Here is a 21,331-nt window from a genome sequence, read left to right as displayed (position 1 = left end):
TCGGTCCTCACGGTCCGGGGGAGACGTCGGTGTCCGCGCCGGTGGCCGAGGTGAGCGCCCGCAGTGGGGAGCCGACCAGCCCGGCGGCGAGTGTGGAGCCGTCGCCGGCGTCGATCAGGATGAAGGAGCCGTTGCGCGGATCGGTGCGGTAGTCGTCGACCGGGAGCGGCTCCGCCACGCGCAGGCGCACCTGGCCGATCTCGTTGAGCGACAAGTTTTCCGGTGCGTCCACACAGGACAGTGACTGCTCGTCGAAGCGGGCGGTGAGCTCGCCGAGCATGGCCTGGGTGGTTTTGGTGCCGTGCTTGACGAGTAGCCGGGCGCCTGGACGCAGCTCCTTTTCCGCGAGCCAGCACAGGGTCGCCTCGATCTCGGTGCTCGGCTGCGGGGCATCCGGCTCGGCCGCGATGAGGTCGCCGCGGGAGATGTCGATCTCGTCGGCGAGCCGGACGGTCACCGAGCGGCCGGTCGCGGCGGAGTGCAGCGGGCCGTCGTAGGTGTCGATGGCGGTGATCGTGCTGGTGGCCCCGTTCGAGGCGACCGTCACCCGGTCGCCGACCGTCGCGGTCCCCGAGGCCACCTGTCCGGCGTAACCACGGTAGTCCGGGAATTCCGGAGTGCGCGGGCGGATCACGTACTGTACGGGGAACCGGAACGGAGCATCGTGCGGATCGGTGGCGATGGGCACCGATTCCAGGTGCCGCAACAGGGTCGGCCCGGTGTACCAGGGGGTGTTCGCCGAGGACTCGGCCACGTTGTCGCCGACGAGCGCGGAGACCGGGATCGTGGTGACCGCCTCGTCGGTGTAGCCGAGCGCGGCGGCGTAGGCCGCGAATTCCTTGGCGATCAACTCGAACGCGGACTGATCGTAGCCGACGAGGTCGATCTTGTTCACCGCGAGCACGAGCCGGGGCACCCCGAGCAGGGCGAGCACGGTCGCGTGCCGCCGGGTCTGCTCGACCACCCCGTTGCGCGCGTCCACCAGCAGCACGCCCAGCTGCGCGGTGGACGCCCCGGTCACGGTGTTGCGGGTGTACTGCACGTGGCCCGGGGTGTCGGCGAGCACGAAGGACCGCTTCGGGGTGCCGAAGTACCGGTAGGCCACATCGATCGTGATGCCCTGTTCGCGTTCCGAGCGCAGTCCGTCCACGAGCAGCGAGAGGTCCGGAGTGGACAGCCCCTTGTCGACGCTGGCCCGGGTGACCGCGTCGAGCTGGTCCGCGAGTACGGATTTCGTGTCGTAGAGCAGCCTGCCGACGAGGGTGGACTTCCCGTCGTCGACGCTGCCCGCGGTGGCAAGCCGCAAAAGGTCGCTCATCGCACTCGCTCCCCGGGGGAGCTCGGCGCTTCGCGCGGGCGCTGTATCGATGATTCGCTGCAGAGCTCGCTCATGATCAGAAGTACCCTTCCCGTTTGCGGTCCTCCATCGCGGACTCCGAGATCCGGTCGTCCGCCCTCGTCGCGCCGCGTTCGGTGAGCCGGGACGCGCTGACCTCGGCGATGACCGAGGCCACGTCATCGGCGCCGGACTCGACCGCCCCGGTGCAGGAGCCGTCCCCGACGGTCCGGTACCGGACCTGTTTGCGGTGCACGGTCTCGCCCTCGCGCGGGCCTCCCCAGGGACCGGCGGTCAGCCACATGCCGTCGCGGGCGAACACCTCGCGGGTGTGTGCGAAGTAGATCGAGGGCAGTTCGATGTCCTCGCGCTCGATGTAGCGCCAGACATCGGCCTCGGTCCAGTTGGACAGTGGGAACACTCGCACGTGCTCACCGGCGGAGTGCCTTCCGTTGTACAGGTTCCACAGCTCGGGCCGCTGTCTGCGCGGTTCCCATTGGCCGAACGCGTTGCGCAGGCTGAAGATCCGCTCCTTCGCCCGGGCGCGCTCCTCGTCCCGGCGGCCGCCGCCGAACACCGCGTCGAAGCGGTTCTCGTTGATCGCGTCCAGCAGCGGGACTGTCTGCAGCGGGTTACGGGTGCCGTCCGGCCGCTCGCTCAGCCGCCCGTCGTCGATGTAGTCCTGCACCTTCGCGACGACCAGCCGCAGCCCGTGCCGGTCCACCATCCGGTCCCGGAACTCGAGCACCTCGGGGAAGTTGTGCCCGGTGTCCACGTGCAGCAGCGGGAACGGGACCGGGGCGGGCCAGAACGCCTTGATCGCCAGGTGCAGCAGCACCGTGGAGTCCTTGCCGCCGGAGAACAGGATCACCGGCCGGTCGAACTCCCCGGCCACCTCACGGAAGATGTGGATCGCCTCGGACTCGAGCGCCTCGATGTTGTCCGCGACGACGGGCGCGTCCTCGTCGATGATCTTGCCTTCTTCGATCGTCTCGGTGGTCATCCGTGCAACCCGCATTCCGTCTTCGTCTGGCCCGCCCAGCGGCCGCTGCGCGGATCGGCGCCCGGCGCGACCTTCGCGGTGCACGGCGCGCAGCCGATGGACAGGTACCCCTCCGCGACGAGCGGGTTCTCCAGGACGCCGTTCGCCTCGATGTACTCCCGGAACTCCTCGTCGGTCCACGCCGCGATCGGGTTCACCTTGACCAGCCCGTTGCGCTCGTCGAAGCCCACGATCGGAGTCTGCGCCCTGGTCGGCGCGTCCACCCTGCGTACCCCGGTCACCCAGGCCGAATAGCGGGAAAGCGTGCGCTGCAACGGAACCACCTTGCGCAGCTGGCAGCAGCGGTCCGGGGCGGTCTGGTTGAGCTTGCCGTACTGTGCCTCCTGCTCGGCGACCGATTGTTCGGCGGCCGCGTTGACGATGCGCACGCCCGGGTAGATCAGATCGACCGCGTCCCGTACCCCGATGGTTTCGGCGAAGTGATATCCGGTTTCGAGGAAAAGCACGTCGAAATCCGGTTTGGTGCGCGCAGCCACATCGATGAGCACCGCGTCCTGCATATTCGAAGCGATGATGAAATCGTCACCGAAAGTTTCGGCCACCCAACGCATAGCAGCGTCGGCGCCGATTTCGCCGAGTGCCGCGCCCTCCTCGGCGATCTCCCGCAACCGTGCGGTTTCCATCGTGGTCATGAGTTCACCTCGGTCACGCTCAGGCCGACAAGTTTCACCGAAAAAACGCGCCTGCACGACTCACAACGCCAGGCGCCACGCGGATCTTCCCTCGGCATCAAATCCTCTTCACCGCAGTACGGACAATAAAACGGTGCCGCGCGTTCCATTATAGGGATTCCTCATCGCGAAGAATTGTCCGGACATTGCCTCGGTGCATTGTCCGGACAATCATTTCAGTTCATCATCCGAAGCACGGGCGACCCAGGTGGCGAATCGCTCATCTGGTTCACGGGCGGCGACATAGCGCCGCACGACGCGCTCCACGTAGTCCACCGCCTCGGCACTGGTCACCTTGAGACCGCGCACCTTGCGGCCGAAACCCGCGTCCACGCCGAGTGTTCCACCGAGGTGCACCTGGAAACCCTCGACCTGCCTGCCCTCGGCATCGGTGACGATCTGGCCCTTCAGCCCGATATCGGCGACCTGGGTACGCGCGCACGCATTGGGGCAGCCGTTGAGATTGAGGGTGATCGGGTGTTCGAGCTCGGCGTTGACATCGGCGAGCCTGTGCTCCAGATCGAGCACGGCGTCCGCGGCTCGCCGCTTGGTCTCCACGATCGCGAGCTTGCAGAACTCGATACCGGTGCACGCCATGACACCGCGGCGCCACGGAGAGGGACTCGCCTGCAGGCCGAGCGAATCGAGCTCCGCGCTCAACCCGTCCAGTTCGGCCGATTCCACGTCCAGCACGAGCAGGTTCTGTTCCACCGTGGTCCGGATCCGCTGGGAACCGGCCCGTTCCGCAGCCTTGGCCACGTTCTGCAGGATCGAACCGGAGACCCGCCCGGCGATGGTGGAGACGCCGAGGTAGTTGCGCCCGTCGGTCTGCGGATGCACGCCGAGGTGGTCGCGCGCCCCGGTGTAGATCTCCGGTGCCGCGTTGTCCGCGAGTTTCCGGTTCAGGTACTCGGTTTCCAGAACCTCGCGGAAGCGTTCCACACCCCAGTCGGCGATCAGGAACTTGATCCGGGCGCGATGACGCAGCCTGCGGTAGCCGTAATCCCGGAAGATCTGGACCACGCCGTGCCACACCTCGGGCACGTCCTCGAGGGAGACCCACACTCCGAGGCGCTGGGCGATCTTCGGGTTCGTGGACAGGCCACCGCCTACCCACACGTCGAAACCGGGGCCGTGCTCGGGATGCACCGAGCCGATGAACGACACGTCGTTGATCTCGTGCACCACGTCCTGGCGCGGTGACCCGGAGATCGCGGTCTTGAACTTCCGCGGCAGGTTGGACAGGCTCTCGTCGCCGATGTAGCGGCGGGTGATCTCCTCGACGGCCGGGGTGGCGTCGATGATCTCGTCCGCGGCGATCCCGGCGACGGGGGAGCCGAGGATCACGCGCGGGCAGTCCCCGCAGGCCTCGGTGGTGGACAGGCCGACGGCTTCGAGCTTCTGCCAGATCGCCGGGACATCCTCGATGCGGATCCAGTGCAGCTGCACGTTCTGCCGGTCGGTGATGTCCGCGGTGTCCCTGGCATAGGTCTCGGAGATCTCCCCGATCACCCGCAGCTGCTCGGTGGTCAGGGCTCCGCCGTCGATGCGCACCCGCAGCATGAAGTACGAGTCGTCGAGTTCCTCGGGCTCGAGGGTGGCGGTGCGGCCGCCGTCGATGCCCTGCCTGCGCTGCGTGTAGAGGCCGAACCAGCGGAACCGACCGCGCAGGTCACCGGGATCGATGGCGTCGAACCCGCGGTGCGCGTAGATGGTCTCGATGCGCTCGCGGACGTGCAGCGGGTTGTCGTCCTTCTTGGAGCGCTCATTCGGGTTCAGCGGCTCGCGGTAGCCGAGTGCCCATTGGCCTTCGCCTCGGCGTTGCTTGGGCTTCGCTGGCTTGGCCGCGGGCTTGTTCGCGGTCTGCTCTGGGGCTGTCGTGGTGGGGGCCATGGGATTCCTCGCGGTTCACTGCGGCAGGGTGCGGCGGCGGGCGGAAACTTCCGGGCAGCTGGACCGGAGCTGAACCGGGATCGCGGAATTCGACCGGGAGCTCAGGCGCCGGGAAGGCAGACGCGCGGGCAGAGCGCGCTGGACACTCGCTGATAATCGACGTGCCTGCGCACGACGAGCCAGACGGACAGCGAGATCATGGGGAAAGCGTGCCACGCGTCTGTTCGGTGAGCGAGCCTTATCCGCATCGTGGGATCACGGTGCGGCAGAGGGTTGCGCCGGGCATATCCGCACCGCAAGCGACCAGAGGAGACCGATTTGCCATCCGTGCTGCCCGAGGGCGAACCAGCGCCGCGCGACGGGCGACTGCCGGAGTCCGCGCTCGCCGGTCTCGGGACACGGCCGTTCGGGGTGTACGTACATGTGCCGTTCTGCGCGAGTCGCTGTGGTTACTGTGATTTCAACACCTACACCCCGACCGAGCTGGACGGCGCCGCCTCCCCGCAGACCTGGCTGGAGGGTTTGCGGGCCGAACTCGCGCTCGCCGCGCGGGTGCTCGGTGCTCCGCCGCGCGCCGAGACGGTGTTCGTCGGCGGGGGCACCCCCTCGCTGCTCGGAGCGGACGGGCTCGGCCAGGTGCTCGATGCGGTACGCGGCAGCTTCGGGCTCGCCGAGCACGCCGAGGTGACCACCGAATCGAACCCGGAGTCGACCTCCCCGGAATTTTTCGCCGGGCTCGCCGAGGCCGGATACACGCGGGTCTCGCTCGGTATGCAGTCCACGGCCCGGCACGTGCTCGCGGTACTGGAGCGCGCGCACACCCCGGGGCGTCCGGTCGCCGCGGCCAAGGAGGCGCTGGCGGCCGGGATCGAACACGTGAACCTGGACCTGATCTATGGCACCCCGGGGGAGCGGGACACGGATCTGCGCGCCTCGCTCGACGCGGTGCTCGAGGCCGGGGTGGACCATGTCTCGGCCTATTCGCTGATCGTGGAGGACGGCACCGCGATGGCGCGCAAAGTGGCGCGTGGTCAGTTGCCCGCCCCGGACGAGGATGTGCTCGCCGACCGCTATGAGCTCATCGACGCGCAGCTCGCGGCCGCCGGTCTGCACTGGTACGAGGTGTCGAACTGGGCGGGCACGGAATCCGCGCGGTGCGCGCACAACCTGATCTACTGGCGCAGCGGGGACTGGTGGGGCGCCGGGCCCGGGGCGCACTCGCACATCGGCGGCACCCGGTTCTGGAACGTCAAGCACCCCGCCCGCTACGCCGCGCTGCTCGGCGAGGGGCGCTCCCCGGCTGCCGGGCGCGAGGTACTGACCGGGACGCAGCGCCGTTTCGAGCGGGTGCTGCTGGAATTGCGCTGTGCGGACGGGCTTGCCCTCGATGTGCTGGACGAGCGGGGAGTGCGGGAGGCGCAGGCGGCGGTGGCCGAAGGACTGCTGCGGATCGGGGACGGAGTGGCCGTGCTCACCCCACAGGGCAGGCTGCTCGCGGACGGCCTGGCCACCCGGCTCGCCGATGCCGGGTGACCGAGCAGACAGTCTTGATCTCTTGCGGGCGAACTCTCAGGGAGCTATTACTTAGGTGTGCTAATTAATCGGCGTTGAGCCGCCGGCCCCGGGACCGCGAAAGCGATTCCCCGACCTCCGACTCACACCGTCTACGAACTCTGTGGAGGTGTGCGGAAATGAAGATCAGTGCTCGTTTCGTCGTAGACATGCTCGCCGTGCTCGGTGGCGCATTCCTCATCGTCGCCACGATGGCGTTCGGTGCGGGAGCCACCGGCTGGCTGGGCTTCGGCGTCTCGACCGCGGTGCTCGTCGCAGCCGCCGTGGGCGCACTCGCTTCGGGCCGTCTCGACGCGCGGATCGGTGGCGCCACCCTCGGTGTCGTCGCTGCGTGGTCGCTCATCGCGGCTCTCGTGTTCAGCGGGACCGCGATGACCTGGCTGGTGTTCGCGGACGCCCTCGCGATCCTCGCGATCGGCGTCGTCGACCTGGTGGTGCACGAAGCGCGCACCGAACGGGTCGTGCACCAGCTCGAGGTCCGGGAGTACGCCACGGCCGCGTGATCGCCTGGCACGAATAGCGTGGCCCCCGCCGGAAATCCCGGTGGGGGCCGCTGCTGTCCGTAGAATGGGGACCGTGAATACCGACGAGCGCAGGTTCGAGGTGCTACGCGCGATCGTCACCGACTACGTCTCCGATCAGGAACCGGTCGGGTCGAAGGCGATCGTGGACCGGCACAACCTCGGCGTATCCAGCGCGACCGTCCGCAACGACATGGCCGCGCTGGAGGAGGAGGGCTACATCGCCCAGCCGCACACGAGTGCCGGGCGTATCCCGACCGACAAGGGCTACCGGCAGTTCGTGGACCGGCTCGCCGAGCTCAAGCCGCTCTCCGAACCCGAGCGCAGGGCCATCGACACCGTGCTCGGCGGCGCGATCGACCTCGAGGACGTGCTGCGCCGCAGCGTGCGCCTGCTCGCGCAGCTGACCAGGCAGGTCGCCGTGGTGCAGTACCCCATGCTCACCCGCTCGAGCGTGCGGCACATCGAGGTCGTCTCGATCACCTCGGCGCGGCTGATGCTCGTCTCGATCACCGACACCGGGCGGGTGGATCAGCGGCTCGTCGACCTCGGTGACGTGCTGTCCGAGGACGATGTGTCCCGGGTTCGCGCGCAGCTGAACTCCGCGCTCGCCGGGGAACGGCTCACCGATGCCGCGACCAAGCTCGCCGAGCTGCCCGAGCAGGTGCCCCCGGAGCTGCGCGATGTCATGGTCCGGATCTCGACCGTGCTCGTCGAGGCACTCATCGAGCACCCGGAGGAGCGCATCGTGCTCGGCGGGACCGCGAACCTGACCCGCAACGTCGCCGATTTCCCCGGCTCGCTGCGCGGGGTGCTGGAAGCGCTCGAGGAGCAGGTCGTACTGCTCAAACTGCTCGCCGCGGCACAGGATCCGGATATCATCTCGGTGCGGATCGGCGGGGAGATCGAGCCCGCCGAGATGCGCAACACCGCGGTGGTCTCCATCGGCTACGGTGCCGACGGCTCGCTGCTCGGTGGGATGGGCGTGGTCGGTCCGACGAGAATGGACTACCCGGGCACCATGGCCGCGGTTCGCGCGGTCGCCAACTACGTGGGGCGGATCCTCGCCGGCCGGTGAGTGAATGAGCCGGGTTCGGCAAGTCCATCCAGTGCAGGCACACTGGATGGGGGAACGCAGGCAATCAGGAGGACTGGGAGAACGTGGCCAGGGACTACTACGGCACGCTCGGCGTGCGCAAGGACGCGAGCGCCGACGAGATCAAGCGCGCGTACCGCAAGTTGGCCCGTGAGCTGCACCCGGATGTGAACCCGGACGATGCGGCACAGGAACGGTTCCGCGAGGTCACCGAGGCGTACGAGGTGCTCTCCGACCCGCAGAAGCGCCAGGTGGTCGACCTCGGCGGGGATCCGCTGGACGGTGCCATGGGCGGTATGCGTGGCGGCGGGGGTGGTGACCCGTTCGCCGGATTCGGCGGGCTCGGCGACATCATGGACGCCTTCTTCGGCGCGGCCTCGGGTGGCGGAGCCGCACGCGGCCGCGGACCGCGCAGCAGGACCCAGCCCGGTTCGGACGCGCTCATCCGTATGGAGCTCTCCCTCGAGGAGTGTGCGAGCGGGGTGGAGCGCGAACTCACCGTGGACACCGCCGTGCTGTGCGACAAGTGCCGGGGCGCCGGGACCAGTGAGGGCAGCGGCACCCGGACCTGTGACACCTGCGCGGGCCGCGGCGAGGTGCAGAACGTCCAGCGTTCCTTCCTCGGCCAGGTGGTCACCGCCCGGCCGTGCCCGGTCTGCCACGGTTTCGGCGAGGTCATCGAGCATCCCTGCGGGCAGTGCGCGGGCGACGGACGGGTCCGCTCGCGGCGCGCGATCACCGTGAAGATGCCGCCCGGAGTCGGCGACGGCATGCGGGTGCGGATGGCCGATCAGGGCGAGGTCGGGCCGGGTGGCGGGTCGGCCGGTGACCTGTACGTCGAGGTGGCGGAGAAGCCGCACGAGGTGTTCGAGCGCGATGGAGCCGACCTGCACTGCGTGGTGCGGGTGCCGATGACCGCGGCCGCCGTCGGCACGACAGTTCCGCTCGAGACCCTGGACGGGGTCGAGGAGCTCGACATCGAACCGGGCACCCAGCCGGGCACCGAGCTGGTGCTGAACGGCAAGGGCATGCCGCGGCTGCGCTCCTCGGGGCGGGTCGACGGCTACGGCGACCTGCACGTGCACCTCGAGGTCCTGGTTCCGACCAAACTGGACGCCAAACAGAGCGAACTGCTCCGCCAGCTCGCCGAACTGCGCGGCGAGGAGCAGCCGGAACTGGCCGTGAACGGCCGCGGCGGACACGGCCTGTTCTCCCGGCTGCGCGCCAAGCACCGGTGAGCACCGCGCCGGTTTTCCTCACCGAACGGCTCCCGGACGGTGAATTCGCGGTGCTCGACGGGCCGGAGGGACACCACGCGGCCACCGTGCGCCGACTGCGGACCGGCGAATCGCTCGTGCTCACCGACGGCGCGGGCACCAGTGCCAGTTGCGTGATCGAGAACGTGGAACGCGACCGGCTCGAGCTGCGCATCACCGAACGCGTCCGCAGCGCGCCCGCCTGGCCCCGGGTCACCGTGGTGCAGGCGCTGGTGAAAGGGGACCGGGGCGAGCTCGCCGTGGAACTGGCCACCGAGGCGGGCGCCGACGCGATCGTTCCCTGGCGGGCGAACCGCTGCGTGGCGCGCTGGGACGAGGGCCCGCGCGGGGCGAAGGCCCTGGCCAGATGGCGGTCGACCGTGACATCGGCGGCCAAGCAGGCGCGGCGCTCTTGGGTTCCCGAGGTCGCCGAACCGGTGAGCACGCTCGGGCTCGCGAACCTCGCCGCCGAGGCGGATCTGGCCGTCGTGCTGCACGAATCGGCGAGCCGTCCGCTGACCGAGCTCGATCTCGCGGACGTAGGCGAGGTGCTGCTGATCATCGGCCCGGAAGGCGGCATCGACGACGGCGAACGGGACCGGTTGGGCGCCGCGGGCGCGGCCGAGACCCGGCTCGGCCCGCAGGTGCTGCGCGCCTCGACGGCCGCCGCCGTCGCCCTCGGTGCGCTCGGCGCGCTCACCCCGCGCTGGTCAGGCTCCGCCGGGGTCGGCAGTTGACCGCTGGCCCGGGATTCATCGAAATCGCGGATCCCCGCTTGAGACACTCGTCCAGCTCAGCGGGGGTATGTGCATCAGCAACAACATGGTCGCGGAGATATTTTAGTTTCCAACGACGCTGGCGAACGCCGCGCGGAGGGGCTATTCTTTCAGTGACGGACACGAACGGCTGGCCTTGTGGACACGGAGTGTTCACCGGCCTCCTTCGACTCGCCGGACACCTCCCCCCTCGGTCCGGCGCGCGCCGCGTCGCGGTGGAACGACCCCCAGGTTCCACCGCGACGCGGCCCTCCTTCGTTTCCCGGCCCCTGCCCGCGGAGAGCGCTCGCCGGTACTCGGTCGTCAATCGTCTGTGGAGGCTGAGCCTCCACGCCTCCACGCCTCCACGCCCCCACGCCCCCACGCCCCCACGGTGCGGTTGGTTCGGCTTGGCTGCGCGGTTTCGGAGGGTGGTTTCGTGTGCGGTCGAGTGCGTTGTGGAAGGGTTCCGGTGGGCCGGGGGGAACTGTGGTGCGCTTGAGGGGGGCTTGGTTCTAGACTTTCGGTAGCGATATGCAGCCGGAGCGCACGAAGGGCGCAGGAAGTGGGCTAGAACGTCTGTGGCAGGCACAGCGAACAACGAGGCGGCGCGACTGGTGCCCGCCGAGCAAGCGAGCGAACCAACGAGCCCGGTCGGTGAGGTGAGCTCGCGACTGACCATTCCGGACGAGGCCCAACTGCGCGTACTCGGCGAAGCCGACGAGAACCTGCGCGTAGTCGAGGATGCCCTCAGTGCCGATGTGCACGTGCGGGGCAACGAGATCACGCTGTCCGGGGAACCGGCGGACGTGGCCTTCGCCGAACGCGTGTTCGGCGAACTGCTCAGCCTCGCGGGCACCGGCAACCAGATCCGCCCGGACGCGGTGCGCCGCACCGTGGGCATGCTCTCCGCGGGGCACTCCGAGTCCCCCGCGGACGTGCTGTCGATGAACATCGTCTCCCGGCGCGGCCGCACGATCCGCCCCAAGACGCTGAACCAGAAGCGGTACGTGGACGCGATCGACGCCAACACCGTGGTGTTCGGCATCGGGCCCGCGGGCACCGGCAAGACCTACCTGGCCATGGCCAAGGCCGTGCAGGCGCTGCAGGCCAAACAGGTCAACCGGATCATCCTCACCCGCCCCGCCGTGGAAGCGGGGGAGCGGCTCGGCTACCTGCCAGGGACCCTGTACGAGAAGATCGATCCCTATCTGCGCCCGCTCTACGACGCGCTGCACGACATGATCGACCCGGAATCGATCCCCCGGCTCACCCAGGCGGGCGCCATCGAGGTCGCCCCGCTCGCCTACATGCGCGGACGCACCCTCAACGATGCGTTCATCCTGCTCGACGAGGCCCAGAACACCACGCCCGAGCAGATGAAGATGTTCCTCACCCGGCTCGGCTTCGGCTCCCAGATCGTGGTCACCGGTGACATCACCCAGATCGATCTGCCGGGCGGGCAGCGCAGCGGATTGCAGGTGGTGCGGGACATCCTCAACGGTGTGGAGGACGTCGCCTTCCCGCAGCTGACCAGCGAGGACGTGGTGCGGCACAAGCTGGTCGGGGACATCGTGGACGCCTACGACCGCTGGCAGGCCACCCAGCCGCCCGCCCCACAGCGACAGGGGAGGCGAGTGTGAGCGTCGAGATCGCCAACGAATCCGGCGTCGGGGTCGACGAGCAGTCGATCGTGGAAGCAGCCCGGTTCGCGCTCGGGCAACTCGAGGTGTCCCCGCTCGCCGAGCTGTCCGTGCTGCTCGTGGACCTCTCGGTGATGTCCGATATGCACGAACAGTGGATGGACCTGCCCGGACCCACCGACGTGATGTCCTTCCCGATGGACGAACTGGACACCATGCGCCGCCCGGACGCCACCGAATCCGGGCCGAGCATGCTCGGCGACATCGTGCTCTGCCCCGAATTCGCCCGCGACCAGGCACGCAAGGCGGGACATGCGCTCATGGACGAGCTGCATTTGCTCACCGTGCACGGGGTGCTGCACCTGCTCGGCTACGACCATGCGGAACCCGCCGAGGAACGCGAGATGTTCACCCTGCAGAAGCGCATCCTCGCCGAACTGGCGACCGCCCGCCGCGAGGCACGTGCGCAGGAGGCGGCGCGGGCCGCGGACAGCAGGCTGCTCGGCACGGTGGGGCTCGACGAGTAGCCTGCCGTGATCCCCACCCTGCTGATCGTCGCGGTACTGCTCGTCATCGCAGCCGGCGGATTCGCCTGCGCGGACGCCGCGCTCGGGGCCACCTCCCTGGCCCGCGTCGAGGATCTGCGTCGCGAGGGACGGCCGGGGGCCAAGGCACTGCTCGCCGTGGTGCGGGAGCGGCCGAGACACATCAACCTGCTCCTGCTGCTGCGACTGGTCTGCGAACTCACCGCGACCGTGCTGGTGACCATGGTGTGCTGGCAGCTCATCGATCCGATCTGGTTCGCCGCCCTGGTCGCCGCGGCCGCGATGGTGATCGTCTCCTACGTGCTGGTCGGGGTCGGCCCGCGCACCATCGGCCGCCAGCACTCCTACCGTGTCGGGCTCACCTCGGCGGTCGTGGTGCGCGCGCTCGGAGTGCTGTTCGGCAGGCTCTCCCGGCTGCTGATCCTGATCGGTAACGCGATCACCCCGGGCCGCGGATTCCGGGACGGCCCCTTCTCCTCGGAGGTGGAGCTGCGCGAACTCGTCGACCTCGCCGGGGAACGCGGACTGGTCGACGCGGGCGCCCGCGAGATGATCCACTCGGTCTTCGAGCTCGGCGACACGATCGCGCGCGAGGTCATGGTCCCGCGCACCGAGATCGTCTGGATCGAGCACACCAAATCGGTGCGCCAGGCCCTGGCCCTGTCCCTGCGCACCGGATTCACCAGAATCCCGGTGATCTCCGAGAGCGTGGACGACATCGTCGGCGTGCTCAACCTCAAAGACCTCGCCCGCGCCGGGATCCAGCAACCCGGCGAGGCGAAACTCACCGACCTCATGCAGCCCGCCGCGTTCATCCCGGACACCAAACGCCTCGACGGGCTGCTACGGCAGATGCAGCGGGACAACACGCACCTGGCCGTGGTCGTGGACGAATACGGTGGCACCGCCGGACTGCTGACCATCGAGGATGTGCTCGAGGAGATCGTCGGGGAGATCACCGACGAATCCGATGCGGCCGAGAACATACCCGTCGAACACCTCGAGGACGGGGTGCTCCGGGTTTCCTCGCGGTTGCCCGTCGAGGACTTCGGCGAACTGTTCGGCCTGGAATTCGACGAACCGGATGTGGAGACCGTCGGCGGACTGCTCGCGCAACGCATCGGACGGGTACCGCTGCCGGGGACCGAGGCCGAGATCGACGGCCTTCGGCTGCGCGCCGAGGGCGGCAAGGACCGCAGGGGGCGGATGCGGATCACATCCGTGCTCGCGCACCGCACCGAGCGCGCGGCCGAGAACGAGGAACAGGAGACACGGGAATGACCGGACAGGACGCACACGGGGAACTCGGGGCCGAGGACGCCAAGCTCCTCACCCTCGCGCGGTCCGCGCGGGCGCGCACCGGTGCGGCGGAAGGCGCCGCGGTACGCGACACCGAGGGGCGGACCTACGCGGCGAGCACGGTCGCCCTGCCCTCGCTGCGGCTGACCGCGGCACAGGCCGCGGTGGCCGCCGCCGTGGCGAGTGGGGTGGACGGGCTCGAAGCCGCGGTGATCGTCACCGCCGCGGAGGCCGTGGACGAGCCCTCGCTGTCCGCCGTGCACGATCTCACCGGCGACGCCCCGGTGTTTCGCGCGGACGAGAGCGGTTCGGTGCGCGAACGGCTATAGCCCCACCCGGTTGCCCGCGGGCGGTTCGCCACCCGCGCGGGCGAACGACCACAGCGCCTCGACGAATCCGGCGCGCTCGGCCGCGGGCATCCGGGCCACGATCTCGGCGATCTCGGTGCGCCGCTGCGAGGTCACCCGCCGCACGACCCGCTCGCCCTCTGGGGAAAGGCGCAACAGGGTCTCCCTTCGCGAGGCCGGATTCGCCTCGCGGGTGACCATTCCCGAGGAGATCAGCCGGTCCACCGTGCGGGTCGCCGTCGAGGGATTCACCCCCAGCTGCTCGGCGAGCGTGACCAGTTTCGTCGCCCCGCCATTCGCCAGCACGACCAACAGCCGGAACTGCGGAAGCGTCAGCGAGTCCGCGACGGAGGCGATACTGCGCGCCGAGATGGCGATCAGCAGCCGCGAGGCGGTCAGCATCGCATCGGTGACGGCATCGATGTCCGTGTCGTCATCAACGGGGTTGGTCACGGCACCGTTTTACCCCATGTCGGGAAGCTCACGTACACATGTCATGTGCAATGGTTTCATAATGCAATAGTGAGTGAAGCCGCCGGACGTCGTTGGTCGCTCGCGGTTCCCGGGCGGGTACCGCTGCGTGCATGGATCGCCGAACGCACCGGAGGGCTCGTCGTGCTGGCCGTGCTGATCGGTGCGGGCGCGGGGATCGGTGCGGTGGGGTTCCGCTGGCTGATCAGCGCCGTGACCAGAGTGCTCTCCGGGCACGCCGACTATTCCGATGCCGGGCACGCCGCCAACGGGCTGGTGCCTTGGCTCGGCCCGTATTTCGTGCTGTTCGCCCCGGTCGTGGCCGGGCTGATCTACGGGCCGCTGGTGAACAAGTTCGCCCCCGAGGCGCGCGGGCACGGGGTGCCCGAGGTGATGTACGCGGTCGCCGAGCGTGGTGGGCGGATCGCCCCGCAGGTCACCGTGGTCAAGGCGCTCGCCTCCGCGCTGTGCATCGGTGGTGGCGGTTCGGTGGGCAGGGAAGGCCCGATCGTGCAGATCGGCTCCGCATGGGGATCCACGATCGGCAGACTCACCCGGATCCCCGAGGCCCGGCTGCGGGTGCTCGTCGCCTGCGGTGCCGCGGGCGGGATCGCCGCGACCTTCAACGCTCCGCTGGCCGGGCCGTTCTTCGCGATGGAGCTGATCCTGCGGGACTTCGCGGCGCGGGCCTTCGGCGCGGTGGTGCTCTCCAGCGTTACGGCGAGCGTCATCGGCCGGGCGATGCTCGGCGACCATCCGTTCCTGGACCTGCCGAAGCTGCACATCCACCACGCCTATCAGTACCTGCTCTTCGCCCTGCTCGGTCTGGTGGTCGGGATGGTCGGGGTGGCGTTCTCCCGGCTGCTGTACCTGATCGAGGACGCGTGCGACTGGCTCTGGCGCGGTCCCGAGTGGCTGCGCCCCGCGATCGGCGGACTGCTGCTCGGCGGGCTGCTCCTGGTGCTGCCGCAGATGTACGGGGTCGGCTATCCGGTGATGCAGCACGCCATGGACGGGCGGTTCGGCCTGTGGCTGCTGCTCGCCCTGGCCACGGGCAAGATCCTGGCCACCGGGCTGACCATCGGCATCGGCGGCTCGGGCGGGGTGTTCGCGCCCTCGCTGTTCATCGGGGCGATGTCCGGGACGGCATTCGGTATCCTCGCCGATCAGCTCGTCCCCGGGGCGGGAAGTCCGGGACTGTACGGGCTGATCGGCATGGGCGCCGCCTTCGCCGGGGCCACCCGCGCGGCGATCACCGGGATCATCGTGCTGTTCGAGCTCACCGGCGAGTACTCGATCATCCTGCCGCTCATGCTCGCGATCGTGCTCGCCACGGTGGTCTCCAGGAGACTGTCCGGGGACACGATCTACACCTTCAAGCTCACCCGCCGCGGCGTCCGGCTGGACCATCCGCGCCGGTTCGGCGGCCGGGCCGTCGGCACGGTGATGGAACCGCTTCCCGAACCGCTGCCCGCCCAGACCCCGCTCGAGGAAGCCGCGCGCGAGCTGCTGTTGTCCGCGAACGGTGCCGCACCGGTGATCGGCGAAGACGAGCAGTACCACGGCTGCGTGACCGCCCGCGCGGTCGCCGAGGCCCTCGATCAGGAAGCTCAGCGTTCCTGCCTCGCGGATCTCGCCCAGCATCCGCCGACGGTCACCGCGGACGCCTCACTCGATGCGGCACTGGACGCCCTCGTGGAAGTGGACGCGAGCGGGATTCCCGTGCTGGACGAGAAAGCGCACGAACTCGTCGGCTGGATCACCCACCGCACGGTGCTCGCGGCGCTCCCGGAAACGGCGGTGGCTACCGGCGGGAGATAATGCCCGGCATGCACCGTTCCGGTTTCGCCTGCTTCGTCGGACGCCCCAACGCGGGGAAGTCCACGCTCACCAATGAGCTCGTCGGCAGCAAGGTCGCCATCACATCCGACAAACCGCAGACGACACGGCACGCGATCCGGGGCATCGTGCACCGGCCGGACGCGCAGCTGATCATCGTGGACACCCCGGGGCTGCACCGCCCGCGCACGCTGCTCGGTAAGCGGCTCAACGAGGTGGTGCTGGAAACCTGGTCCGAAGTGGATGTGATCGGTTTCTGTGTCGCGGCCGACGCCAAGCTCGGCCCCGGCGACCGGTTCATCGCCGAGCAGCTGCGCGGGGTGGCCAAGCGGACCCCCGTGCTCGGTGTGGTGACCAAGACCGACCTGGTGGACAAGCCGGTGGTCGCCGAGCAGCTGCTGCGGATGCAGGAACTCATGGAGTTCGCCGAACTCGTCCCGGTCAGCGCGGTGGACGGATTCCAGACCGGGGTGCTCGCCGATCTGCTGGTCGGACAGCTGCCCGAGGGGCCGCAGCTGTACCCGGACGGGGAACTCACCGACGAGCCCGAGCAGACCCTGATCGCCGAACTGGTGCGCGAGGCCGCGCTGGACGGGGTGCGCGACGAGCTGCCGCACTCGATCGCGGTGACCGTCGAGGAGATGCTGCCCCGCGAGGGACGCGACGACATGCTCGACATCTACGCCTCGGTGCACGTGGAACGCCAGTCGCAGAAGGCGATCGTGCTCGGCAAGGGCGGTTCGCGGATGCGCGAGGTCGGCCAGAAGGCGCGCCGTCAGATCGAGACGCTGCTCGGCTCCAAGGTCTACCTCGACTTACACGTGCGGGTGACCAAGGAATGGCAGCGCGATCCGAAACAGCTGCGCAAACTCGGTTTCTAGGCGGTGTCACCGATTCGGGCGGTCGCGTACGTCATGTCCGGATCGGCCGGGGTACCCTGCCGCGTGAACTCGCGCCGTGATGTCGGGGGCGCGGCGATCGAAGGGGAGTACACCGATGACCAATCCGTACGGCCAGGGGCCGCAGCAGTACGGACAGCAGATGCCACCGGGATACGGCGGGCAACCGCAGCAGTACCAGCAGCCCGGGTATCCACAGCAGGGGTACGGCCAGCAGGGCTATCCGCAGCACGGCTATCAGCAGGGTTACCAGCAGCAGGCGGTCTATGGCGGGCAGCAGGGAGCGCCCGGCACCATCGCGACCTGGGGCGACCGGGCCGGTGCCTACCTCATCGACGCGCTGATCAGCTACGCGGCGCTGGTGCTCGGATTCGTTTTCCTGATCACCGGGCTCTTCAGCTCGGCCGCCCTGCTCGTCATCGGGATCATCTTCTTCATCGCCTCGATCGGGCTGCTGTACTGGAATCGGTGGTTCCTGCAGGGCTCGACCGGGGCCAGCATCGGCAAGAAGTCGAAGGGACTCATCCTCGTGGACGCCGGAACCGGCAGGCCCCCGGGACTCGGCACCACGATCGCGCGTGAGTTCTGCCATGTCATCGACGGCATCTTCGCGATCGGTTTCATCATGGCCAACAGCGACCCGCAGGTGCGCACCTTCGGTGACAAGTGGATGAACACGCTCGTCGTGTACGGCCAGCCGGTGCAGCAGGCGGTTCCGCAGGGCTATCCGCAACAGGGCCACCCGCAACAGCGTCACGGCCAACAGGGCTATGGCCAGCCCGGCTACGGCCAGCAGGGATACCCGCAGCCCGGTCACCCGCACCAGCAGCAGGGATATCCGCAACAGGGTGGCCATCCGCGGCAGTGGTGACCCGGACCGTCGGTGGGTGGTGCGATGATTGACGGGTGACTGAGCGGGCGAACAGGCGGCGGGGGACGAGCGCCGGTGTGGAGACACCGTGAGCTTGTACCGCGATACCGGTGTGGTTCTCCGGGTGCACAAGCTCGGCGAGGCCGACCGCATCATCACCCTGCTGACCAGGCGGAACGGCAAGATCAGGGCGGTGGCGAAGGGAGTGCGGCGGACCAGTTCGCGGTTCGGCGCGCGGCTTGAACCGTTCTGCCACGTGGACCTGCAGTGTCACACCGGGCGCACTCTGGACATCGTCACCCAGGTGCAGACCGTGGACGCGTTCGCCGCGCCCATCGTCGGCGACTACGGCCGCTACACCTCGGCCTGCGCGATCATCGAGACCGCGGAGAAGCTGGTCGTCGAGGAGGACGCCCCGGCGATGCGGCTGTACCTGCTGCTCGTGGGTGCGCTGCGGGCGCTGGCTTTCTCCGACCGGGAACCGGGCCTGGTGCTGGACGCTTTCCTGCTGCGCGCCATGGCCTTCGCGGGCTGGGCCACGGCGGTGCGGGAGTGCGCCCGGTGCGGTGCCGAGGGCCCGCACGCGGCGTTCTCGGTGAACGCGGGCGGTTCGGTGTGCTCGCGCTGCCGCCCCGCGGGGGCGGTCACCCCGGACGCGGGCACCCTTGCGCTGCTCGGCGCGCTGCTGCACGGGGACTGGGATGTGGCGAACGCGGCGAGCGAGGCCGCGCGCCGGGAATCCTCCGGCCTTGTCGCCGCGCTGTTGCAGTGGCATCTGGAGCGCCAACTACGCTCGTTGCCGCTCGTCGAACGCCGGGCACCGCGCGCCCGGGCGACGAGCGAGTAGCAGCGACCATAGGGAGGACCATGGCGAAGGCACCGACGACGAGCACCGGCGCACCGGCGCGCCCACCGGATCCGCATCCCTCGGGTGCGCGCCCGCCCGCGATCCCCGCCGAGTTCGTCCCGGACCACATCGGCATCGTCATGGACGGCAACGGTCGCTGGGCCAACCAGCGCGGAATGACCCGCATCGAGGGGCACAAGCGCGGCGAGGCGGTCGTGCTCGACGTCGCCAAGGGCTGCATGGAGCTCGGTGTCCGCTGGCTGTCGCTGTATGCCTTCTCCACCGAGAACTGGCGGCGCAGCCCGGAGGAGGTGCGCTTCCTGATGGGCTTCAACCGGGATGTGATCGCGCGCCGGGTGGACGAACTGGACGAGATGGGGGTACGCATCCGCTGGGCGGGCCGCAAGCCGAAACTGTGGGGCAGCGTGGTGCGCACCCTGCAGGCCGCGCAGGAGCGCACCGAGTCGAACACCGTGCTGAACCTGACGATGTGCGTGAACTACGGCGGGCGCGCCGAGATCGGGGACGCGGCACGGGAGATCGCCAAGCGCGCCGCCGCGGGGGAGCTCAACCCGAACCGGGTGGACGAGCGCACCGTTGCCAAATACCTGTACCAGCGGGACATGCCCGATGTGGACCTGCTGGTCCGGCCCTCAGGCGAGCGGCGGACCTCGAATTTCCTCGTCTGGCAGTCGGCGTACGCGGAGATGGTCTACCAGGACGTGCTGTGGCCCGATTACGACCGCAGGCGGCTGTGGGAGGCTTGCGAGACGTACGCACGGCGTGACCGCAGGTTCGGCGGTGCCACCGATGCCGTCACCGGAACCGGTGAGACGGTGGCCGACCGTACGGACGGAACGGAGGAGCGATGACCGAAGCGGCTACCACCGCGACCTTGCTCGCGACGGCCCGCGAAGCCCTCGAGCTCTACCACGAGGTGCACACCGACGACGACGGGGCGCTGAGTTTCCAGCACGCCGGGGTGCCGTGCGCCCTGCAGGCCATGCAGCTCGCCGAAGGGCTGGCGGTGCTCTCGCTGACCTGCGTCGTCGGCTGGGACCTTCCCGATGACCCGCAGCGGGCGGAGTTGCTCGCCGAACGCGCCGGGGACGGTATGTTCGGCACCCTCGGCCTGGTGCGCACCGAGAAGGGCAGCGACATCACCCTGCGGTACACCTTCCCCGCCGAGGGACTGGCGGCCCCCGCGCTCGGCACGGTGCTGATGCTGGTGGTGTCCACCGCGTCCCAGTTGCGCAGCGACCTGGTGGAGGAATCAGACGGGGGATAGGCGCAGCAGCTTGTCGTCCGCGCCGTTCGAGGTGGTGACATAGAGCGCGCCGTCGGGACCGGTGCGGGCGGCGCGCAGTCTCCCGTACGACTCGTTCAGCACCCCGGGCAGCCGCACCCGGACGACCGCGCCCTCCCCGGACAGCTGGTACAGCAGCAGTTTCTGGCCCTTGAGCGCCACCACGGCCAGCGCGCCGTTCAGCTCGCCCCACGAGGGGCCGGACAGGAAGGTCGCGCCGGAGATCGCCTCGGTGATCCGCCCGGATGTCCACAGCGGGCGCACCGCGTCCGGGAACCGCGCGGTGTCGGTCATCGGGACACTCTCGTCGTAACCGCCTTCGGTGCCGTCCTTGGCGGGATCCCAGCCGAAGTTGCCGCCCGGAACATTCCGGTTGATCTCGTCGTCGAAGGACGGACCGTGCTCGGCGAGGTAGACCTGGCCGGTGCCCGGGCGCACCGCGACACCCTGCACATTACGGTGACCGTAGGAGAGCACCGGGCTGCCGGGGAACGGATTGTCCGCGGGCGCCTTCCCGGTGCGCGGGTCGATGCGCAGTACCTTGCCGCCCAGCCCGCGGCGATCCTGGGCGGCGTCCGCGCGTGCCGCGTCCCCGGTGCCGACCAGCAGCATGCCGTCCGGCGCGAAGGTGGGCCGGCAGCCGGAGTGCCGCCCGCCCGGGTTGAGCGGAAGCCCGGTGAGCAGGTCGCCGAGCCGTTGCGCGGACCGTTCGTCGGGCGACAGCCGCCAGCGCACCAGCCGCACATCGACCGGGGAACCGCCTTCGGCGTGCGCCTGGCAGGTGTAGAAGGTGCGATTGCGGCCGAAGCCCGGGTCGAGTGCCAGTCCGAGCAGTCCGCCCTCACCCACGGCATACACATCGCCGAGCTCCGCGCGCACCGGGCGCACCTGACCATCGGTCACCGTGACCAGCTTCCCGGGGCGCTCGGTGATCAGCTGTGCCCCGCTGGGCAGAAAGCCGATGTCCCAGCCGTGTTCGAGGCCACCGGCGAGTTCGGTGACCCGCAGCGCGGAGTCCGTTCCCGGTACCGGCGACGGTTCGCTCGCGGTGTCGCACCCGGCGAGCAGGATCGCCGTGAGCAGCACCGCGCCGGTACGCAT

Annotated in this window: 22 protein-coding genes; 15 read left to right on the top strand and 7 right to left on the bottom strand. The window is 69.4% G+C overall.

From position 1 onward, the window contains the following. Positions 1–7: 7 nt before the first annotated feature. The 5 genes from A37U_RS0118345 to A37U_RS54645 form a co-directional block, all read right to left on the bottom strand. Positions 8–1,318, bottom strand: a complete 1,311-nt coding sequence (locus A37U_RS0118345; protein ID WP_020498125.1) for a sulfate adenylyltransferase subunit 1 — start codon at positions 1,316–1,318, stop codon at positions 8–10. Positions 1,319–1,394: 76 nt separating this feature from the next. Beyond that, positions 1,395–2,339: a sulfate adenylyltransferase subunit CysD gene (cysD, locus tag A37U_RS0118340; RefSeq protein WP_020498124.1), complete on the bottom strand. Its 945-nt coding sequence runs from the start codon at positions 2,337–2,339 to the stop codon at positions 1,395–1,397. After that, positions 2,336–3,031, bottom strand: a complete 696-nt coding sequence (locus A37U_RS0118335) for a phosphoadenylyl-sulfate reductase (RefSeq protein ID WP_020498123.1) — start codon at positions 3,029–3,031, stop codon at positions 2,336–2,338. The genes cysD and A37U_RS0118335 overlap by 4 nt, the downstream gene beginning before the upstream one ends. A 210-nt stretch (positions 3,032–3,241) precedes the next feature. After that, the gene (locus A37U_RS0118330; protein ID WP_020498122.1) at positions 3,242–4,963 is read right to left on the bottom strand and encodes a nitrite/sulfite reductase; all 1,722 of its coding nucleotides are present in this window, start codon (positions 4,961–4,963) and stop codon (positions 3,242–3,244) included. Between the two features lie 101 nt (positions 4,964–5,064). Continuing rightward, entirely contained in the window at positions 5,065–5,163 is a 99-nt protein-coding gene (locus tag A37U_RS54645) for a putative leader peptide (RefSeq protein ID WP_338055019.1), read from the bottom strand. A 118-nt stretch (positions 5,164–5,281) separates the two neighbouring features. Here A37U_RS54645 and hemW point away from each other — a divergent pair, with 118 nt between their 5' ends. The 9 genes from hemW to A37U_RS0118285 all read left to right on the top strand — a co-directional run bounded on the left by hemW (position 5,282) and on the right by A37U_RS0118285 (position 13,979). Further along, the gene (gene hemW, locus A37U_RS0118325) at positions 5,282–6,496 is read left to right on the top strand and encodes a radical SAM family heme chaperone HemW (protein WP_026197345.1); all 1,215 of its coding nucleotides are present in this window, start codon (positions 5,282–5,284) and stop codon (positions 6,494–6,496) included. Positions 6,497–6,654: 158 nt separating this feature from the next. After that, positions 6,655–7,038 carry a hypothetical protein gene (locus tag A37U_RS0118320; protein WP_020498120.1) on the top strand — a complete coding sequence of 128 codons (384 nt, stop codon included), beginning with the start codon at positions 6,655–6,657 and terminating at the stop codon, positions 7,036–7,038. 64 nt (positions 7,039–7,102) lie between these two features. Further along, a complete protein-coding gene (gene hrcA / locus A37U_RS0118315; protein WP_020498119.1) occupies positions 7,103–8,134 on the top strand; it encodes a heat-inducible transcriptional repressor HrcA in 1,032 nt (343 codons plus the stop codon). 83 nt (positions 8,135–8,217) lie between these two features. Further along, entirely contained in the window at positions 8,218–9,390 is a 1,173-nt protein-coding gene (gene dnaJ / locus A37U_RS0118310) for a molecular chaperone DnaJ (protein ID WP_020498118.1), read from the top strand. Further along, entirely contained in the window at positions 9,387–10,145 is a 759-nt protein-coding gene (locus A37U_RS0118305) for a 16S rRNA (uracil(1498)-N(3))-methyltransferase (protein ID WP_020498117.1), read from the top strand. Before dnaJ ends, A37U_RS0118305 begins: the two co-directional genes overlap by 4 nt. A 599-nt stretch (positions 10,146–10,744) precedes the next feature. Then, positions 10,745–11,806, top strand: coding sequence for a PhoH family protein (locus A37U_RS0118300; protein ID WP_020498116.1), 1,062 nt, complete (start codon positions 10,745–10,747; stop codon positions 11,804–11,806). Further along, a complete protein-coding gene (ybeY, locus tag A37U_RS0118295) occupies positions 11,803–12,333 on the top strand; it encodes an rRNA maturation RNase YbeY (RefSeq protein WP_020498115.1) in 531 nt (176 codons plus the stop codon). The genes A37U_RS0118300 and ybeY overlap by 4 nt, the downstream gene beginning before the upstream one ends. A gap of 6 nt (positions 12,334–12,339) precedes the next feature. Next, positions 12,340–13,632, top strand: a complete 1,293-nt coding sequence (locus A37U_RS0118290; protein ID WP_020498114.1) for a hemolysin family protein — start codon at positions 12,340–12,342, stop codon at positions 13,630–13,632. Beyond that, the gene (locus tag A37U_RS0118285) at positions 13,629–13,979 is read left to right on the top strand and encodes a hypothetical protein (RefSeq protein ID WP_020498113.1); all 351 of its coding nucleotides are present in this window, start codon (positions 13,629–13,631) and stop codon (positions 13,977–13,979) included. The genes A37U_RS0118290 and A37U_RS0118285 overlap by 4 nt, the downstream gene beginning before the upstream one ends. On the opposite strand, the gene A37U_RS0118280 is transcribed toward A37U_RS0118285, so the two are convergent. Further along, positions 13,974–14,450, bottom strand: a complete 477-nt coding sequence (locus A37U_RS0118280; RefSeq protein ID WP_020498112.1) for a MarR family winged helix-turn-helix transcriptional regulator — start codon at positions 14,448–14,450, stop codon at positions 13,974–13,976. The two genes, A37U_RS0118285 and A37U_RS0118280, sit on opposite strands and share 6 nt — an antisense overlap. 69 nt (positions 14,451–14,519) lie before the next feature. Between A37U_RS0118280 and A37U_RS0118275 the strand changes: the two genes are divergently transcribed. The 6 genes from A37U_RS0118275 to A37U_RS0118245 all read left to right on the top strand — a co-directional run bounded on the left by A37U_RS0118275 (position 14,520) and on the right by A37U_RS0118245 (position 20,212). Further along, the gene (locus A37U_RS0118275; RefSeq protein ID WP_020498111.1) at positions 14,520–16,289 is read left to right on the top strand and encodes a chloride channel protein; all 1,770 of its coding nucleotides are present in this window, start codon (positions 14,520–14,522) and stop codon (positions 16,287–16,289) included. Further along, the gene (gene era, locus A37U_RS0118270) at positions 16,289–17,188 is read left to right on the top strand and encodes a GTPase Era (protein WP_020498110.1); all 900 of its coding nucleotides are present in this window, start codon (positions 16,289–16,291) and stop codon (positions 17,186–17,188) included. Before A37U_RS0118275 ends, era begins: the two co-directional genes overlap by 1 nt. Before the next feature lie 115 nt (positions 17,189–17,303). Then, complete coding sequence (locus A37U_RS44215; RefSeq protein WP_020498108.1) at positions 17,304–18,077, top strand: RDD family protein; 774 nt, start codon at positions 17,304–17,306, stop codon at positions 18,075–18,077. A gap of 88 nt (positions 18,078–18,165) precedes the next feature. Then, positions 18,166–18,924: a DNA repair protein RecO gene (gene recO, locus A37U_RS0118255; protein WP_020498107.1), complete on the top strand. Its 759-nt coding sequence runs from the start codon at positions 18,166–18,168 to the stop codon at positions 18,922–18,924. Between the two features lie 20 nt (positions 18,925–18,944). Beyond that, a complete protein-coding gene (locus tag A37U_RS0118250) occupies positions 18,945–19,796 on the top strand; it encodes an isoprenyl transferase (protein ID WP_020498106.1) in 852 nt (283 codons plus the stop codon). Next, entirely contained in the window at positions 19,793–20,212 is a 420-nt protein-coding gene (locus tag A37U_RS0118245) for a YbjN domain-containing protein (protein ID WP_020498105.1), read from the top strand. The genes A37U_RS0118250 and A37U_RS0118245 overlap by 4 nt, the downstream gene beginning before the upstream one ends. Here A37U_RS0118245 and A37U_RS0118240 read toward each other — a convergent pair. Beyond that, positions 20,198–21,331, bottom strand: coding sequence for a PQQ-dependent sugar dehydrogenase (locus tag A37U_RS0118240; RefSeq protein WP_020498104.1), 1,134 nt, complete (start codon positions 21,329–21,331; stop codon positions 20,198–20,200). The genes A37U_RS0118245 and A37U_RS0118240 overlap by 15 nt on opposite strands.

The organism is Sciscionella marina DSM 45152, assembly GCF_000379465.1.
GTDB lineage: Bacteria > Actinomycetota > Actinomycetes > Mycobacteriales > Pseudonocardiaceae > Sciscionella > Sciscionella marina.
Note: the sequence above shows the minus strand (reverse complement) of the source record. Positions and strands in the feature narration are given on the sequence as shown.